Below are 18,031 nucleotides of genomic sequence, written 5' to 3' on the forward strand. Positions count from 1 at the left end.
AGGTAAGTTCTTAAGCTCGAATTCCAAAATTGAAAAACTACAAAAAAACTCACAGCGCAAAGGCTGTGAGTTTTTTTTAGACATCTTTTTTGTGGTTTTCAGGTAATTTGCTGCGTGTGATGACCTGATCGATCAAACCATATTCAAGCGCGCGTTCTGCTGTCATGAAGTTATCACGGTCTGTATCTTTGGAAATGACGTCCATTGGTTGCCCAGTGCGTTCAGAAAGAATCTGGTTCAACTTTTCGCGAAGGTGGAGAATGCGTTTAGCGGCAATTTCGATTTCAGTTGCTTGGCCTTGAGCACCGCCAAGAGGCTGGTGAATCATGACTTCGGCATTTGGAAGCGCCAGGCGTTTGCCTTTAGTTCCGGCTGCAAGTAGGAAAGCTCCCATTGAAGCGGCCATACCGATACAGATGGTCTGGACATCCGGACGGATAAACTGCATCGTGTCATAAATCGCCATACCGGCTGTGATGCTGCCGCCTGGGCTGTTGATGTAGATTGAAATATCCTTATCTGGATCTTCTGCTTCAAGGAACAAAAGCTGTGCAACAATTGAATTCGCAACATTATCATCAATGCCGCTGCCTAGCATGATTACGCGATCTTTCAACAAACGTGAATAAATATCATAAGCACGTTCGCCTCGGCTAGTTTGTTCGATTACTGTAGGAATTAAGTTCATAGAATAGTTCCTCCTCGATTAAGTGGTTTGTAAACAGTGCTGAAAGTCTTTTCAGCTGTACTATTATCATACACATCATGGTCAATGAAGGTCAAATCTAACGAATTATAGAAATAGACTTGCTTAAGTTAAAATATTTTTGTATAATAGTAAAGTCGCTAATAGCGAAAATGCCCTCGTAGTGTAATGGATAACACGTAAGATTCCGATTCTTGAGATGGGGGTTCGATCCCCTCCGAGGGCATAAAAAACAGCATGGCCCATTTTGCCTTCACCGGCAGGATGGGCCATTTTTTTGTTTTTGAATTAACTTCTTTAAATCGTTTGATAGAAGCGGGTTGGAAGAAACTGCTCCAGTTATTGTTCAGGATTACTCAGTGGATGCTACTTCCAAAAACGCTTTAAAAAGAGACGTTTAAAAGAACTGCTGTAAAGGGAAATGACTAGTAGTACCTACTAGTGAAGAGGTGGAGCATTTGAAGAAATTATTGATTCCCATTATTATTATAGTCGCATTTATTGCCATTGTTGCAGCGATTCTTGTGCCAAGCTATAACGGCTTCGTACAGCTTGAAGAGGATGTCAACCAGTCCTATGCCCAGATTGAAAACCAGCTGCAGCGAAGGCTTGATTTGATTCCCAACTTAGTGGAAACGGTGAAAGGCTTTGCTGATCAGGAACAAAGCGTCATCGACAGTGTGACAGATGCACGTTCGAATTTGGCGGGTGCTGAAAGCGTCAGTGAGCAGGCCGAGGCAGATGCCGAGCTGAGCGGTGCGTTAAGCCGGTTGCTTGTCGTTGTAGAAAATTACCCGGAAATTCGTTCCAGTGAAAATTTCCAGCAGCTGTCGGATGAACTGGCAGGGACGGAAAATCGCATTGCAGTAGCCAGACAGGATTATAACGGAACGGTTTCTGAATTTAACCGAAAAGCCAGAAGCTTTCCTGGAAACATGATTGCCGGCATTTTCGGATTTGAAGAAAAAGAGTATTTCGAAGCGGATCCGGATGCCTCTGAAGCACCGGAAGTTGATTTTGGAACGGATGAGGACGAACAATGAGACGCAGTATAGCGCTTCTATGCTTCCTGCTGCTGATGGTCAGCGGGCGTGGCTTGGCAGCTGACTTTTCGGAATTGACGAATGATCTTTACATTCAGGATGAAGTCGGTATTTTGTCGGAGCAGCAAAAAGAGCAACTGCGACAATTGGGCCGTGGGCTGGAAGATGCCACAACCGCACAAATAATGGTGTTGATCATTCCTACACTGGAAGGCGAGCCGATCGAGAGCTATGCCAACGAAGCTTTTCGCCATTACGGCGTCGGTTCGGAAGAAGAAAACAATGGGGTCCTGGTAGTGCTGGCGCTGGATGAACCGGATAACCGGGAAATCTACGTGGAGATCGGCTACGGGCTCGAAGGTGCTTTGCCGGATGGAAAAGTCGGCCGGATTTTAGATGACTACGCCATCCCTTACCTAAGCCAGGGCGACTACAGTGAAGGCGTCATCAATTTGTATGAGGCGCTTTACCAGGAAGTGGCCGCTGAATATCAGTGGAACGGTGAACCGGTGGAACCACAGGCTGCAGCTTCCCAGCAGCAGGAAGAGGGGCTTCCGCCATTCATGACCATCTTGATCGTGTCAGCCATCCTTATATTGATTACGGGGGGTGGCGGAGGCAAGGGCGGCGGCCGAGCCCGACGTTCGCGCAGAGGCGGCTACATGGGGCCTGGAAGCTTTGGTGGTGGATTTGGAGGCGGTGGTTTCCGCGGAGGCGGAGGCGGTTCAGCCGGAGGCGGCGGAGCAGGCCGAGGTTTCTAAAGGGTTTAAAAAGCTTAACTCCCAACCGTACATTCTTAATCTGGAAATGACCGTCTGGATTGATAGGTGCTCACTCTTCCATATAGAAAGAAGGAAAATCATGTTTACTTTGTACACCCGTTCTAACTGCCCGCTCTGCGATGAAGCTAAATTGATGATTGGACTTGTCAATGAGGATTTTCCTTTACCATATAAGGAAGTCGATATCGAAAGTGATGATGCATTGCATGAGAAATACATGCTGATGATCCCGGTGCTGGAAAAAGACAATGAAGTATTGTTATATGGCAATATCGGTTATGTAGAATTACTGGAAGCGTTAGAAATTTAACGCTTCTTTTTATTTGCAATTAAAAGAATGATTAGGTAGAATGATTTTAGTGGGACACAAAATTATTCAATGGGATAAAAAACGTCCAGCTAGAACGGAGTGAAAGTATGGATGCATTATCTGTCGCTCAGCGAAAACTGATGCCGGAAATGTCCGAACTCCTGAAAAAGCGATACCAGATTTTACAGACAATAAATTTTGAACAACCAATTGGCAGGCGCACGTTAAGTGAGATTGCCGGAGCAACAGAGCGTGAAATCAGGAAAGAAACCGATCTGCTGCGCAATCAGCAGTTGATTGAAATGAAGACAGCAGGCATGACAGTCACTTCGCAGGGATTGGAAGTGCTGGAAAAGCTGAAAGTTTTCGTTCGTGAAATGTCGGGACTGACAGATATGGAAATACAGCTGCAGACAATCTTAGGAATCTCGAACGTGGTGATTTTGCCGCAGGACAGTGATGAGATTCTAGCGGTGAAATCCCATATTGGCAAAGAAGCTGCCCGTCTTCTGGAAACATTGTTTGGCCGTTATGAAAAAATTGCCGTCACTGGCGGAAGTACCATGGCGGCTATCTCAAAAGAGTTGTCGATCGGCAAACCCAACCGGGCGCTTCAATTTATCGCAGCCCGCGGCGGACTGGGAGAGGATGTCCTGCATCAGGCCAATACCATCGCATCTGCATTTGCCGAAAAAACAGGCGGTTCGTTTAAAACCCTTTACTTGCCGGATCATTTGAGCGCTGAAGCTTTTGAGATGATGATGAAAGAGCCGGTGATCAAGGAAATGATGGACTTGTATGATCAGACGGATGTAGTGGTCCATGGCATTGGCAATGCAGAGGAGATGGCGGTTCGCCGCCACTCTTCTCTGGAAGAAGTAGAGAAGATACGTTCAGGCGGAGCGGTAAGCGAGGCTTTCGGCTATTATTTCGATAAAGATGGAAAGATTGTTTATCGCATCCGCACAGCGGGGATTCAATTGGAGCAGGTGCAAAATGCTTCAACAATTTTGGCAGTTGCCGGTGGAGGTTCCAAAGCAAGAGCGATTTTATCTTATTTCAAAAATGCGCCAAACCCGACAGTGTTGGTCACAGACGAGGGTGCTGCACGAAAGATTATCGAACTGACTAAAAAATTGGAGGAATTATAAATGACTTTAAAATTAGCAATTAACGGATTTGGACGTATTGGACGCATTGTATTTCGTGAGGCAATGGCAAACAAAGAAGTGGAAGTCGTAGCAGTAAATGACTTGACTGACGCTAACATGCTTGCTCACCTTCTAAAATACGATTCAATCCACGGAACATTGGATGCTGAAGTTTTTGCGGAGGGCGATAACATTGTTGTAAACGGCAAAACAATTCGCGTATTTTCTGAAAAAGATCCATCAAACCTTCCATGGAAAGATTTTGGCGTTGATATTGTTGTTGAATCTACTGGATTCTTCACGGACACAGAATCTGCTTCAAAACACATCGAAGCCGGAGCGAAAAAAGTCATCGTATCAGCACCAGGCAAAAACGGCATGAAGACACTTGTTATGGGTGTTAACCACGAGTCGTACAACCCGAAAGAACACAATGTTGTATCAAACGCATCTTGTACAACTAACGGCTTAGCTGGCATTTCTAAAGTATTGAATGACCGTTTTGGCATCAAGCACGCTATGATGACAACAATCCATTCTTACACGAATGACCAAATCCTTTTGGATTCACCGCACAAAGATTACCGCCGTGCACGTGCAGCTGCAGAATCGATGATTCCGACAACAACTGGAGCAGCAGTAGCTGTATCACAAGTATTGCCTGAATTGAAAGGCAAAATTGACGGAATGGCTATCCGCGTACCAACATCAAACGTTTCATTGATTGACTTGGTAGTAGACCTAGAGCAAAAAGTAACTGCTGAAGAAGTCAACAAGGCTTTGAAAGAAGCAACTGAAAACGAGTTGAAAGGTTACCTGGAGTACAGCGACCTTCCATTGGTTTCAAAAGATTATAACGGTAACACTGCTTCTTCAACAGTTGATGGCTTGTCAACAATGGCACTTGGCGATAACATGGTCAAAGTCCTTGCTTGGTACGACAACGAATCCGGCTATTCAGCACGTTGCATCGACCTTGCATTGCATATGTACAAAACGGGATTGTAATCCCGAAATCATAGCTTAATTACCAATGAACCTCTATAATAAAAGAGGGTAAAAGGGGCGGGGACATACCCCGTCCCTTATTTTTTTGAATACAAATAGGAGGTATTTTCATGCAGCAGAAAATGACCATGAAAGATTTGGATTTGAAAGGAAAACGTGTATTTTGCCGTGTCGATTTCAACGTACCGATGTCTAAAGGGAAAGTGACGGATGATACTAGAATCCGTGCAGCTGTACCAACTATAGAGTACTTGATCGAACAAGGTGCGAAAGTGATTTTGGCCAGCCACTTGGGCCGTCCAGATGGTCAGGTCAATGAAGACTTGAGACTTGCTGCGACAGGCGTCCGGTTGGGTGAGTTGTTACATAAAGAAGTTAAGAGCTTGGACGAATCGATTGGCGAGAAAGTCGAACAGGAGATTTCAGCGATGCAGGAAGGCGACATCATCCTGCTTGAAAACGTCCGTTTCCATCCGGGAGAAGAAAAGAATGACGAAGAGCTTGCAAAAGCATTTGCTTCGCTGGCGGATGTTTTTGTCAATGATGCATTCGGCGCAGCTCACCGTGCACATGCTTCTACAGCAGGCATTGCCAGCCATCTGCCGGCCGTATCAGGCTTGCTGCTGGAAAAAGAGCTTGATGTACTGGGCAAAGCGTTATCTGAACCTGAACGTCCGTTTACGGCGATTATCGGCGGCGCCAAAGTAAAAGATAAAATCGGCGTCATTGATCATTTATTGGATAAAGTCGACAATTTATTGATCGGCGGGGGACTTTCGTATACCTTTATCAAAGCGCAAGGCTTTGAAATCGGAAACTCTCTTGTGGAAGAAGATAAATTAGACCTGGCTAAATCATTCCTCGAAAAAGCGGAACAAAAAGGCGTTAAATTCTATTTGCCAATTGATGCAACAGTAGCCAGCGAATTTTCAAAAGACGCTGATACGAAAAGCGTCAATATCAAAGAAATCCCTTCAGACTGGATGGGACTGGATATCGGCCCTGAAACTGTGGAGTTGTATTCGGATGTTATCAAAAACTCGAAGCTGATCATCTGGAACGGACCGATGGGCGTCTTTGAAATGCCGGCCTTTGAAAACGGCACAAAATCCGTTGCGCAGGCGATGGCTGAAACGTCGGGCTACACAGTAATTGGTGGCGGTGATTCTGCAGCGGCTGTTGAAAAATTCCATGTGGCCGATAAAATGGATCACATCTCTACGGGCGGCGGCGCTTCCTTAGAGTTTATGGAAGGCAAGGATTTGCCGGGTGTCAGTGCATTAACGGATAAGTAAAGCGATTAATTGAAAGGGAGTGTTTTTGTGAGAAAACCAATTATTGCAGGAAACTGGAAAATGTATAAAACAGCAACAGAGGCAAAACAATTTGTCGAAGAAGTAAATGGCTTAGTACCGGATTCTGAAAAACTGGATGCCGTTATTTGCGCACCTGCGATTTTCTTGGCGCAGCTGGTCGTTTCTGCAGAAAACAGTCCGCTTCAAATCGGGGCACAAACAATGTCCGAAGAAGATGAAGGCGCATTTACCGGAGAAATAAGCCCTGTCCAACTAACGGACATCGGTGTTAAATACGTCATTATCGGCCATTCAGAGCGCCGCCAATACTTCAATGAAACGGATGAGTCAGCCAACAAGAAAGTGAAAGCCGCTTTTAATCATGGGTTAGTGCCGATTCTTTGTGTCGGTGAAACACTGGAGCATCGCGAAAACGGCAAAACAGGCGCTATTGTCGAAGCACAAGTGGAAAAAGGGATTTCCGGTTTGACTGAAGAACAGATCACCCAATTGGTCATCGCCTATGAGCCTATCTGGGCAATTGGCACAGGAAAAACCGCTACTGCAGAAGACGCTAATGAAGTTTGCGGGATTGTCCGCAAAAAAGTGGCAGCATTGTACGACGAACAGGCAGCTGAGCAGCTTCGCGTTCAATACGGCGGCAGCGTAAAGCCCGCTAATATCGACGAACTAATGGGCATGGAGCATATTGACGGAGCATTGGTTGGAGGCGCAAGCCTGGAAGCCGGTTCTTTTGTCAAATTGTTGGAGGCGGGTTCACATGCGTAAAACCGAAAATCCGGCTGCTCTCATCATCTTAGATGGATTTGGTTGTCGCGAAGAGAATTTCGGTAATGCCGTTGCACAAGCTAACAAGCCAAATTTTGATCGTCTGTGGGAAACTTATCCGCACGAACTGCTGACAGCTTCTGGAGAAGCTGTCGGTTTGCCGGAAGGCCAAATGGGAAATTCCGAAGTAGGGCACTTGAATATCGGTGCTGGCCGAGTTGTTTACCAAAACTTGACGCGTATCAATAAGTCAATCCGTGAAGGCGATTTTTATAAAAATCCCGTATTTCTTGAAGCGATTGCCAATGCCAAAAGCCGTGGCAAAGCGCTTCACATTTTAGGGTTATTATCGGATGGCGGAGTCCACAGCCATTACGAGCACCTTTTCGCTTTACTGAGACTTGCAAAGCAACAAGGATTGACTGAAGTTTATGTTCACGGTTTTCTCGACGGCCGTGATGTCGGTCCGCGCACTGCGCTTAAATACGTAGAAGAAACCGAGCAGCAAATGAAAAAAATCGGTGTCGGCAAATTTGCATCGATCAGCGGCCGCTATTATGCTATGGACCGTGACCAGCGCTGGGAACGTGCTGATCTGGCTTATCGTGTATTGGTTGACGGCATCGGCAAAACGGCTCCTTCAGCAAATGCCGGCATTACGTACTCCTATGACCAGGATGTTTCGGATGAGTTTGTTGTACCATTTGCCATCGTTGAAGATGGCAAACCTGTAGCGACTATCGATTCGGATGATTCGCTGATTTTCTTCAACTTTCGCCCGGATCGTTCGATTCAACTGACATCCGCGTTTATCCGGGAAGATTTTACGGGTTTCCCGTTAAGCGCTAAACACCCGAAAGGTTTGACTTATATCACCTTTACTTCGTACAGTGAAGATTTGCCGACACATATTGCATTTGAGACGCTGAACCTGGAAAACACTATTGGAGAAGTGATCTCAGCTAATGGATTGACGCAGTTGCGGATCGCAGAAACTGAAAAATACCCGCATGTAACGTTCTTTATGAGTGGCGGGCGTGAAAAAGTCTTTCCTGGAGAAGACCGCATTCTCGTAGCCTCTCCAAAAGTCGCCACGTATGATCTGCAGCCTGAAATGAGCGCATACGAAGTAACAGATCGCTTGGTGGAGCAAATTGAAGCTGGTGCACACGATGCCATTATCCTAAACTTCGCAAATCCGGATATGGTCGGACACAGCGGCTTGTTGGAACCGACCATCCGTGCCATCGAGGTTGTAGATGAATGTTTGGGTCGTATCGTTGACGCACTGCATGCGCAAGGCGGCTCGGCATTGATCACAGCTGACCACGGCAACGCTGATGAAGTCCGTACGGTTGAAGGGCTGCCGATGACCGCACATACTACCAATCAAGTGCCGGTAATTTTAACCAAGTCAGGACATGTACTCCGAAAAGACGGAATTCTTGCCGACTTGGCACCGACGATCTTAAAAATGCTGGATATTGAACAACCGATCGAAATGACAGGAAAACCATTATATTAAAAGGGAGCTGTTTTAATTGCCAATTATTACACAAATTCAAGCACGCGAAGTATTAGATTCACGAGGAAACCCAACAATCGAAGTTGAGGTATTCACAGAAAGCGGTGCATTTGGCCGCGCAATCGTACCATCAGGCGCTTCTACTGGCGAACACGAAGCAGTCGAGCTTCGCGACGGCGACAAGAGCCGTTACCTTGGAAAAGGCGTATTAAAAGCAGTAGAGTTTGTTGATACTGAAATTGCAGAAGCAATAGAAGAAAAATACTCAGTGCTTGACCAAGTATCAATCGATAACGCGATGATCGAGTTAGATGGAACAGAAAACAAAGGGCGTTTAGGCGCTAATGCAATTCTAGGTGTTTCATTGGCCGTTGCTCATGCTGCAGCCGACTACTTGGACGTTCCACTTTATCAATATTTGGGCGGCTTTAACGCAAAACAATTGCCGGTTCCAATGATGAACATCTTAAACGGCGGCGAACATGCTGACAACAACGTGGACATCCAGGAATTCATGGTAATGCCAGTTGGAGCAAAATCATTCCGTGAAGCGGTTCAAATGGGCGCAGAAATTTTCCATAACTTGAAAGCCGTATTGAAAGAAAAAGGCTACAACACTTCTGTTGGAGACGAAGGCGGATTTGCTCCGAACCTTGGTTCGAACGAAGAAGCGTTGACGACTATCCTTGAAGCTATTGAAAAAGCTGGCTACAAAGCCGGAACAGACGTCTTGCTGGCTATGGACGTGGCTTCTTCTGAAATCTATGATAAAGAAAAAGGCGTTTACAACTTGCCAGGCGACAACACGGTGAAAACATCTGCAGAGATGGTTGACTGGTACGAAGAACTTTGCAACAAATACCCGATCATTTCAATCGAAGATGGATTGGACGAAAATGACTGGGCTGGACATAAACTGTTGACAGAACGAATCGGTGACCGCGTTCAATTAGTTGGAGACGATCTTTTCGTTACCAACACGAAGAAATTGGCGCAAGGAATCGAAGAAGGCATCAGCAACTCGATCTTGATCAAAGTAAACCAAATCGGAACATTGACAGAAACTTTCGATGCGATTGAAATGGCGAAACGCGCAGGGTACACAGCAGTCATCAGCCACCGTTCAGGCGAGTCTGAAGATGTTACGATTGCAGACATCGCTGTTGCAACAAACGCTGGACAAATCAAAACAGGTGCACCGTCACGTACGGACCGCGTTGCGAAATACAACCAGTTGTTGCGCATCGAAGATCAGCTGTTTGAAACAGGCCAATACTTAGGTCTAAAAACTTTCTACAACTTGAAAAAATAAAATAGAGGCTAATGTTTCTATTTTCACAATTTATCAAAAAAGTCTTTAGGCTTTCATTTCGCTTCAGGCGGACGCGTTCCACGGGCACGGCTTCTGCCGCTTCCCTCGCTGCGCTCAGTCCAGTGGCTCCAGCTCGTGTCGCTCTGTCGCTTTGCTCCGTCACTGTTCCCGTAGGAGTCGCCGCCTTCCGCTTCATTCAGAAAAGAGAACCTTCACTAAGTGGTTTGGAGAAGCGTCCGTTCGACTCCTGCGGGAAAGCGAGACGGCCGAGACCCCGCAGGGAACAGAGTGACTGAGGAGGCTTGGACGCGAGCCCGCGGAAAGCGAACGGTAAGCTTCGGAAAACCAGGCCATATTAGAAGTTTCTTTACAAGCTGAGAAAATAGAGGCAAATGCCTCTATTTTCTATTGCTATTGTCACCGGTCACAATTTTTGGTAAACTTAGATTTGTTGTGAACGTTCTTTTCAGGAGGTGGAATTTATGTATACGTTGTTAATGACATTACTCGTCATCGTATCGCTCGCATTAATCGTAGTCGTTTTATTGCAATCTGGAAAAAGTGCGGGTCTTTCAGGAGCCATCTCCGGTGGAGCAGAGCAACTTTTCGGCAAGCAAAAAGCTCGTGGGCTGGACTTGGTCCTTCACCGCGTAACGATCGTACTTGCTGCCTTATTCTTTATTCTGGCTGTTGCCGTAACGAAAGTTTAATGTAGATGATTAAATCGCCTGACCATACATGGTTGGGCGTTTTCTTTTAGTATTGGAATGGAGGGATTTTCATGCGTGTTTCGCAGCCAAAACCATTTTTCTTCAAAGCGGGCAAGCGGGCAGTTCTGCTGCTGCATGGATTTACAGGAAACTCGGCAGATGTCCGGATGCTGGGCCGTTTTTTGGAGACCAAGGGGTACACGAGCATTGCACCGCATTATGCGGGCCATGGCGTCGCACCTGAAAAACTGGTTGACACCGGTCCCGTGGACTGGTGGAAAGACGTAGAACAGGCATATGAGACATTGCTTGAAGAGGGCTATACTGAGATTGCAGTAGCGGGTCTGTCGCTTGGCGGCGTATTCAGCCTGAAATTAGGGTATACAAAGCCTATCAAGGGAATTGTCAGCATGTGTGCGCCGATGTATATGAAAACCACTGACCTTATGTATGAAGGTGTGTTAAAATACGCGCGCGAATATAAAAATTATGAAGGAAAAAACGATGAGCTTATCGAAGAAGAAATGAAGGCCTTCCAGGAACGGCCGATGGAATCGCTGGCTGATTTACGTGCCTTGATTGCAGATGTCAAAGAACATGTGGACCATGTCTATGCTCCCTTGTTCGTCGTCCAAGGCAGACTAGATAATGTTATCAATACGGATTCGGCCAATGTCATTTATGATAATGCCGAATCGACTGATAAGCAAATCAAGTGGTACGAAAAATCAGGTCATGTCATCACGCTTGATAAAGAGAAAAAGCAATTGCACGAAGACATTTTCGCATTTCTTGAATCACTCGATTGGAGTGTGTGAACGGTCATAAAGGAGGAGTTAGACTTGGGAAATACCGGAAGTTCATTGGAACAGCGCTTATTGGTCTTCATGCGCGAAGAAGCATACAAGCCGCTGACTGTACAGGAAATAGAAGAACAATTCGGTTTTGAAGATGCCGACGAATTTAAGGAACTGGTAAAAACATTAGTACGCTTGGAAGAGAAAGGGACGCTTGTCCGTTCAAGATCCAACCGCTACGGCGTACCGGAGCGTATGAACCTGATGCGCGGGAAATTCATCGGACATCCAAAAGGGTTCGGCTTTGTCGCACCTGAAGAAGCCGGTCCGGATGATGTCTTTATTCCGCCGACTGAAACGAATGGCGCGGTGAACGGCGATAAAGTGCTGATCCGCATTTCAGAAGGATCTTCAGGAGACCGCCGCGAAGGTGCGATTATTCGAATCCTCGAACGCGGCACCACAAAAGCTGTCGGAACCTTCCAGGAAAACAAAGGCTTCGGCTTTGTCGTTACAGATGACAAAAAAATGAATATGGATATCTTTATCGCCAAGGATGACACGTTAGGCGCAGTAGACGGCCATAAAGTTGTCGTGGAGATTACCGGATGGCCCGAAGGCAGAAAGTCTGCAACAGGTATGGTGACGCAAATTCTTGGCCATAAAAACGATCCAGGTGTCGATATTCTTTCAATCATCCATAAATACGGCATTGAAACGGAGTTTCCGCCGGATGTGTTGGAGCAGGCAAATAATGTGCCGGATGAAATTGACCCGGCAGACCTTACAGATCGCCGTGACCTGCGCAATGAAAAGATTGTCACGATTGATGGAGCCGACGCCAAAGATTTGGATGATGCTGTCCAAGTGGTGAAGTATGAAGATGGTACGTATAAATTAGGGGTACATATCGCTGATGTCAGCCATTATGTGACGGAAGGGTCTGCAATTGACCGTGAAGCTTATGACCGCGCTACGAGCATCTACTTAACAGACCGTGTTATTCCGATGATTCCGCATCGCCTGTCAAACGGCATTTGTTCATTAAACCCACAGGTTGACCGTTTAACTTTATCTTGTGAGATGATTTTCAACGACCAAGGCGAAGTAGTTTCTCATGACATTTTCCAAAGTGTCATCAATACGTCAGCACGTATGACGTATACAGACGTTTATGAAATTTTAGAGCAGGACAACCAGGAGCTGAAAGAACAGTACAGCGAATTGGTGCCGATGTTTGAGTTGATGAAAGAGCTCGCGGAAGTTCTTCGTACCAAACGGATGCGCCGAGGAGCCATCGATTTCGATTTCAAAGAATCCAAAGTGCTGGTGGATGAAAACGGCTACCCGACAGACGTTGTTGTCCGTGAACGCACCGTTTCTGAGCGATTGATCGAAGAGTTTATGCTGGCTGCCAATGAAACAGTGGCTGAACACTTCCACGGCTTGGAAGTTCCCGCGATTTACCGGATCCATGAAGATCCAAAACCGGAAAAACTGCAGCGCTTTTTCGAATTCGTTACGAATTTCGGGATTGTGGTAAAAGGATCCGGCACACAGATTCATCCAAAAGCTTTGCAGGAAATTGTCGAATCAATTGCAGGAACTCCGGAAGAGCCGGTTATTTCCACGATGATGCTTCGTTCCATGCAACAGGCGAAATACTCGTCTGAGAGCTTAGGGCATTTTGGTTTATCGACCGAGTTTTATACGCATTTCACTTCGCCGATCCGCCGTTACCCGGATTTGATTGTGCATCGCCTGATTCGCACATACTTGATCGAAAAGGATTTGTCACAAAAAACAATCGCTTATTGGGATGCCAATATGGATGACATTGCTACACATACGTCAGAACGCGAACGCCGTGCAGTGGAAGCTGAACGTGATACAGATGCTTTGAAGAAATCACAGTTTATGGCTGATAAAATCGGAGAGCAGTTTACCGGTATCATTTCTTCTGTGACGAATTTCGGTTTGTTTATTGAATTGGCGAACACCATTGAAGGCTTAGTTCACGTTTCCAATATGACGGATGATTACTACCGTTTTGACGATCGCAGCATGATGATGATCGGCGAGCGCAATAAACGCCAATTCCGGATCGGTGACGAAATTGAAATTAAAGTCATCGGCGTAAAACCGGAAGAATCATCCATCGATTTTGAAATTGTGGGTATGGTGCAAAACACTCGCCAGTCGAGAAGAGAACAGCCGAAAGTGATCCGTGCTACGAAAAAAGACGGCGGCGGAAAACCTGGACGCGATGGCAAAAAAACCGAAGGCGGCGGACCTACACGCAAGCCTAAAAACCCGAAGAAAAAGTTCTATGAAGACGCAGCAAAACAAGGGCGCAACAAGAAAAAATAAAATAGCGGCTCGAGGGCCGCTTTTTTGAATCTAGCTGAGGTGAAACCGTATGGCCAAAGGAGAAGGCAAAGTAATCGCCCAAAACAAGAAAGCCGGTTTCGATTATTTCATTGAAGAAACAATCGAAGCGGGGATTGTCTTGCAGGGTACAGAGATCAAATCTGCACGAAACGGCAAAGTCCAGTTGAAGGAATCATTTGTACGGATCCGCAACGGCGAAGCTTGGATTTCAAATATGCATATCAGCCCATATGATCAGGGCAATCAGTTTAACCATGACCCAACACGGTCGCGTAAACTGCTGCTGCACAAAAAGCAGATTGCTGATTTAGAGGCCCATTCGAAAGTGCAGGGTTCTGCAATCATTCCACTGAAAATATATTTGAAGGATGGCTTTGCCAAGATTTTGCTCGGCGTCGGTAAAGGGAAGAAAAACTACGACAAACGGGAAGATTTGAAGAAAAAAGATGCGAAACGGCAAATTGATCGTGCGATGAAAGAATACAACCGCTAGGACTTGTAGTCTGACCAATGTTGTCTTATAATAAGGATATAGCACATGAAGCTGTTTATTCATCTTCCGTGTCTCTTTTTAATAAGGGGGACGTTACGGATTCGACAGGGATGATCTGGGCTTGGGTCGCGCGTCGGAGGGTCGGCTCCGTCATCAACGTATTTATAACAACTGGCAAAACAAACCAAAACCTAGCATTCGCAGCGTAAGCTCGGATCTGCTTTATCTATCCATCGCCCATGTGGCTGGGTAAAGCTCAACTTTAGTGGGATACAACATTTGCTGCCATCTGAGGCAAATGTGAGAGATTCGCAGATTAGTGCCCAGGACGCCTGCTTATTGGCAGAATGGTGCATGAAACCCCAATGAATAAGCTACACGCGTAGACGCTCAAGTAGCGGAATTTCTGGACGCGGGTTCGACTCCCGCCGTCTCCATAGTGAGATTGCTGCTAAATGCAGTGGTATTAAGTTTTAAGAAGTTAGGGATATTAATGGGGAGTTAAACTAAGGTGAAAACTCCCTAATAAACGCCTTTACGAATTTGTTTCAAATGACCTTCTAATTTATTTGAATTAGGAGGTTTTTGTATGGGTAGAAAACACGGTATTTTTTCCATTTCGTCAGAAGAAATTGATATTTTTACAAAGAAGAATAAAAATGAAAGAACCGACATTACTATTTCCTCTTATAGTTGTTTATGACAAGCAACTATAAGAGGGTCTTTTTGTTTTGGTCAAAAGTAGCGAGTCAGTTGATAATTTTAAAATTTATTAGCAAATCCAAGAATTTAAAGATAAGCATAAGGAATACCAATTGACGATGAATTATTTTACTAAGTTTTTAATGATATATGTAAGGTTAGCAAGAATCTAATAAGGTTTACTTCAGTAAAATAAGGTATATTATATTTGTTGAATAGATTCTCTTTAGAGACAAGAAAAGTAGGTGGAAAAAGTGGGGAAATTTGGATTGGATAGCAAAGGTCAGGTAGCTGTGACAAAGTATCATGAAAAACACAAGCCTGCCAAATTTGATAAAAAGCAACAACTTGAAAAAATACGTGCTGAGTATTTGAAAAAGAAGCAAAAACAAACAGATAAATAATATGAATGAAAATATAGGAAGACTAAAATCTCCCTATGTTTTTCTTATTCGAAACACTTTTTTCAATCGAGGACAAAGTGTTATTGATGCTTGATTTTGTCTAAAAACTGACGGTTCTTTTAAATAAGTATGAAAACGCCTAAAACCTTTGTGGCTGTAAGTCTCATTGATTGAGGCATGAAACTTTCCTAAGTAAGCTACACGCGTAGACGCTCAAGTAGCGGAGTTTCTGAACGCGGGTTCGACTCCCGCCGTCTCCATAGTGAGATAAAAAAAACGTCAAAACCTTTTACGAGGTTTTGACGTTTTTTTGTTGTTCTATTAAATGTTGATTTTTGCTGCGGCCAGACGCTTTCGGACCCGCAGGACGTGGTCATGCAGCAGGGAGGAAGCACTGAGGCTCCTTGTCACAGGCTCCTATGGGGCTTGATGAGGGCGCTGTGCTGCTCCTGATGAGTAGCTAACCTTCTCGTACTAATCAGCTGAATTGTCTCTACATGGATACATGAGAGGTTCTGTAGAATATATTAATAAAAAAATGTAGTTCAAAATACATTTTTGAAGAACTTTTTATGAAAAATAACGTCATCTTATAATATGGCTTTGAAAGAGGGGCGTAATAGGAGTTTGGTATTTTTTACTGCTGTTTATAGGACTGTATTTAATGTTCGCAGGACTATTCATGAAAAAGCGATTTTCCTCATTGATTAAAATAGGCTTCGTCTTTACAGGGTTAATATGTATAGCTTTCTCATTATTTATGTTTTTCACCAGGAAGTGCTGAAGTATCTCAATAGGTACATTAAAAAAATCCGGATTTTCTTTGAATAAAATAGTGTTTGTGTTGTTTCAGCTAGACACTGTCACCTGGCTTTTTAGTAAGTTTGAATAGACAAAAGCTTGATTTACAGCGAAGAAGTTGCCGTACTTTTCTTCCTCAATGGGGTCGGGCAATGGTTTATGTTTTTACAGTTGGATTGAATATGCTACAATAACGGACATTATGTTCGAAGGGAGAACACATATGATTAAAAAATGGTTTTTGACAATAGTACTTGGAGGATCCATGGTAGCATTGGCTGCTTGTGGTGATGAAACTGCAGAAGAAACGAATGGTGAAGAGACGCCTCAAGAGGAAGTTGCAACAGATGAGGAAAGTGAAAGCGGTGAACAGCCAGAAATGCCGGAACCTGACTTAGAAGGCGTTCCAGATGTGGTCGCAGAAGTAAATGGTGAAGAAATCGCGAAAGAAGAGTTTGAAATGGCTTATACGGGACAATTCCAACAGATGGCTATGCAGGCACAGATGTCCGGACAGGAAGTTGACCAGGCTCAGTTAAAAGAGCAAGTTGCGGAAAGCTTAGTCGCTCAGGAATTACTTGTTCAAGAAACTGAAAAACAGGAAATCACTGCATCAGAAGAACAGATTAGCGCGACATTAGAAGAACTTTCCCAGCAAAATGGACTTGAATCTTCAGAAGAATTTTTGGCTGCACTTGAAGAGCAGGGAATCTCTGAAGAAGAAGTGATGGAGCAGGTGGAAGCCCAAGTAAAAGTAGATCAACTGATTGCAAGTGAGACCGGCGAAATTAATCCGACGGATGAAGAACTTCAGACGTTTTATGATGAAGCACAGGCTCAGCAAGAAAAGGCTGGCGGTGAAGCTCTTCCAGCATTTGAGGAAGTAAAACCTGAACTTGAAGAACAGATTAAAGTGCAAAAAGAAGGAGAAGCTGTCCAAACCTTAGTTGCTCAGCTTCGTGAAGAAGCAGAAGTTACAATCAACCTATAAAAAAAACCAGATCCCCGTGGATCTGGTTTTTCTTTGCCTAATTTAGACCATTTGATAAATCTGTTCTGTAACTTCTGCCACCTTCACAGCATATAGATAGATCAGGCAAAGCAAGGTGGCAAGTGGGAATGCCACAAAAATAACTGTTTTTAGCCGATTGCTGATAGCAAAAAAAGACAAACGATGCCGTTCGAAAAACAAAAACAGCCAGGCGGGGACTGCAAACACCATGACCAGCAGAATGTTGTGAATAAAATCTATTTCATCCTTCAGCAAAGCAAACCGCAATTGGTCGCTGGTTTCCCATAATTCCTTGCTGAACCGAAAATTTTCCTGGTTTAAATAGCCGACTTGCAACGCAGATCGTGTTTCCGTTTCGCTGTAATCAAGGATATAAGGGAAGATTTTCAGTGTGTAAATCAGATAGTACAGCAACAGAAACAAAACAAAATAAGCTGAAACCTTTACAAGCAGTATCGTTTTATTACGCCGATGAATGGATGTCATAGCAGCCTCCTGACGAGCTAGATATGTAAATTGAATAAAGCGGCATGTTAAAGTTCTTTTTGATTTTTTAAATCCCTGAAGATTTCAAACCTCTTGCAGTAAAGTCCGTGAACAATCTTTTCTCTTTGTTCTGTTATAGGGTCTCGAGCTGAAATGACCAATTTCCAGAATCTGATATTTCCCTCGTCTTCTAGATGGTATCCTAGCGCATAGATTTTTTGTCATTCACCCTTTTGCAGTAATCTTTGGAATTTATTTCATCCTCTACAAAAAGAAAAGTAGTAGACTTCTGTTCCAATAAAGAAAAAACGCCT

The 18,031-nt window shown here is 44.6% G+C and carries 17 protein-coding genes, 1 tRNA gene and 1 other RNA gene; 17 read left to right on the plus strand and 2 right to left on the minus strand.

The window, feature by feature from the left end; all coding sequences use genetic code 11:
- Nucleotides 1-76: 76 nt before the first annotated feature.
- Nucleotides 77-688 carry an ATP-dependent Clp endopeptidase proteolytic subunit ClpP gene (gene clpP / locus J7I83_RS15365; RefSeq protein ID WP_215102137.1) on the minus strand — a complete coding sequence of 204 codons (612 nt, stop codon included), beginning with the start codon at nucleotides 686-688 and terminating at the stop codon, nucleotides 77-79.
- Nucleotides 689-860: 172 nt separating this feature from the next.
- Between clpP and J7I83_RS15370 the strand changes: the two genes are divergently transcribed.
- From J7I83_RS15370 to J7I83_RS15450, 17 genes are all read left to right on the plus strand, one after another.
- Nucleotides 861-932 (plus strand) — tRNA-Arg (locus J7I83_RS15370).
- A gap of 232 nt (nucleotides 933-1,164) precedes the next feature.
- The gene (locus J7I83_RS15375) at nucleotides 1,165-1,749 is read left to right on the plus strand and encodes a LemA family protein (RefSeq protein ID WP_215102139.1); all 585 of its coding nucleotides are present in this window, start codon (nucleotides 1,165-1,167) and stop codon (nucleotides 1,747-1,749) included.
- On the plus strand, nucleotides 1,746-2,510 hold the full coding sequence (locus J7I83_RS15380) for a TPM domain-containing protein (protein ID WP_215102141.1): 765 nt from the start codon (nucleotides 1,746-1,748) through the stop codon (nucleotides 2,508-2,510). Before J7I83_RS15375 ends, J7I83_RS15380 begins: the two co-directional genes overlap by 4 nt.
- Nucleotides 2,511-2,610: 100 nt before the next feature.
- Nucleotides 2,611-2,841, plus strand: coding sequence for a glutaredoxin family protein (locus tag J7I83_RS15385; RefSeq protein WP_215102143.1), 231 nt, complete (start codon nucleotides 2,611-2,613; stop codon nucleotides 2,839-2,841).
- A 107-nt stretch (nucleotides 2,842-2,948) separates the two neighbouring features.
- On the plus strand, nucleotides 2,949-3,992 hold the full coding sequence (locus tag J7I83_RS15390) for a sugar-binding transcriptional regulator (protein ID WP_215102145.1): 1,044 nt from the start codon (nucleotides 2,949-2,951) through the stop codon (nucleotides 3,990-3,992).
- Nucleotides 3,993-5,000 (plus strand): type I glyceraldehyde-3-phosphate dehydrogenase, encoded by a 1,008-nt coding sequence (gap, locus tag J7I83_RS15395; protein ID WP_215102147.1) that lies wholly within the window; start codon nucleotides 3,993-3,995, stop codon nucleotides 4,998-5,000.
- Between the two features lie 110 nt (nucleotides 5,001-5,110).
- Nucleotides 5,111-6,295 carry a phosphoglycerate kinase gene (locus J7I83_RS15400; protein ID WP_215102149.1) on the plus strand — a complete coding sequence of 395 codons (1,185 nt, stop codon included), beginning with the start codon at nucleotides 5,111-5,113 and terminating at the stop codon, nucleotides 6,293-6,295.
- A 27-nt stretch (nucleotides 6,296-6,322) separates the two neighbouring features.
- Complete coding sequence (gene tpiA, locus J7I83_RS15405) at nucleotides 6,323-7,084, plus strand: triose-phosphate isomerase (protein ID WP_215102151.1); 762 nt, start codon at nucleotides 6,323-6,325, stop codon at nucleotides 7,082-7,084.
- Nucleotides 7,077-8,609: a 2,3-bisphosphoglycerate-independent phosphoglycerate mutase gene (gene gpmI / locus J7I83_RS15410; protein WP_215102153.1), complete on the plus strand. Its 1,533-nt coding sequence runs from the start codon at nucleotides 7,077-7,079 to the stop codon at nucleotides 8,607-8,609. The genes tpiA and gpmI overlap by 8 nt, the downstream gene beginning before the upstream one ends.
- 16 nt (nucleotides 8,610-8,625) lie before the next feature.
- Nucleotides 8,626-9,921, plus strand: a complete 1,296-nt coding sequence (eno, locus tag J7I83_RS15415; protein WP_215102155.1) for a phosphopyruvate hydratase — start codon at nucleotides 8,626-8,628, stop codon at nucleotides 9,919-9,921.
- A 482-nt stretch (nucleotides 9,922-10,403) separates the two neighbouring features.
- Nucleotides 10,404-10,631 (plus strand): preprotein translocase subunit SecG, encoded by a 228-nt coding sequence (secG, locus tag J7I83_RS15420; RefSeq protein WP_215102157.1) that lies wholly within the window; start codon nucleotides 10,404-10,406, stop codon nucleotides 10,629-10,631.
- A 71-nt stretch (nucleotides 10,632-10,702) separates the two neighbouring features.
- Nucleotides 10,703-11,449 (plus strand): alpha/beta hydrolase, encoded by a 747-nt coding sequence (locus tag J7I83_RS15425; protein WP_215102159.1) that lies wholly within the window; start codon nucleotides 10,703-10,705, stop codon nucleotides 11,447-11,449.
- 24 nt (nucleotides 11,450-11,473) lie between these two features.
- Nucleotides 11,474-13,798: a ribonuclease R gene (rnr, locus tag J7I83_RS15430; RefSeq protein ID WP_215102160.1), complete on the plus strand. Its 2,325-nt coding sequence runs from the start codon at nucleotides 11,474-11,476 to the stop codon at nucleotides 13,796-13,798.
- A 49-nt stretch (nucleotides 13,799-13,847) separates the two neighbouring features.
- Nucleotides 13,848-14,312 carry an SsrA-binding protein SmpB gene (gene smpB / locus J7I83_RS15435; protein ID WP_215102161.1) on the plus strand — a complete coding sequence of 155 codons (465 nt, stop codon included), beginning with the start codon at nucleotides 13,848-13,850 and terminating at the stop codon, nucleotides 14,310-14,312.
- An 86-nt stretch (nucleotides 14,313-14,398) separates the two neighbouring features.
- Nucleotides 14,399-14,752: a transfer-messenger RNA gene (gene ssrA / locus J7I83_RS15440) on the plus strand.
- Nucleotides 14,753-15,268: 516 nt separating this feature from the next.
- The gene (locus J7I83_RS15445; protein ID WP_038703351.1) at nucleotides 15,269-15,418 is read left to right on the plus strand and encodes a hypothetical protein; all 150 of its coding nucleotides are present in this window, start codon (nucleotides 15,269-15,271) and stop codon (nucleotides 15,416-15,418) included.
- A 1,024-nt stretch (nucleotides 15,419-16,442) separates the two neighbouring features.
- A complete protein-coding gene (locus J7I83_RS15450; protein ID WP_215102162.1) occupies nucleotides 16,443-17,210 on the plus strand; it encodes a SurA N-terminal domain-containing protein in 768 nt (255 codons plus the stop codon).
- A 42-nt stretch (nucleotides 17,211-17,252) separates the two neighbouring features.
- Here the strand turns inward: J7I83_RS15450 and J7I83_RS15455 are convergent, their stop codons facing one another.
- Complete coding sequence (locus J7I83_RS15455) at nucleotides 17,253-17,717, minus strand: hypothetical protein (RefSeq protein WP_215102164.1); 465 nt, start codon at nucleotides 17,715-17,717, stop codon at nucleotides 17,253-17,255.
- Between the last annotated feature and the right edge of the window lie 314 nt (nucleotides 17,718-18,031).

This window comes from Planococcus sp. ISL-110 (genome assembly GCF_018613575.1).
Taxonomy (GTDB): Bacteria; Bacillota; Bacilli; order Bacillales_A; family Planococcaceae; genus Planococcus.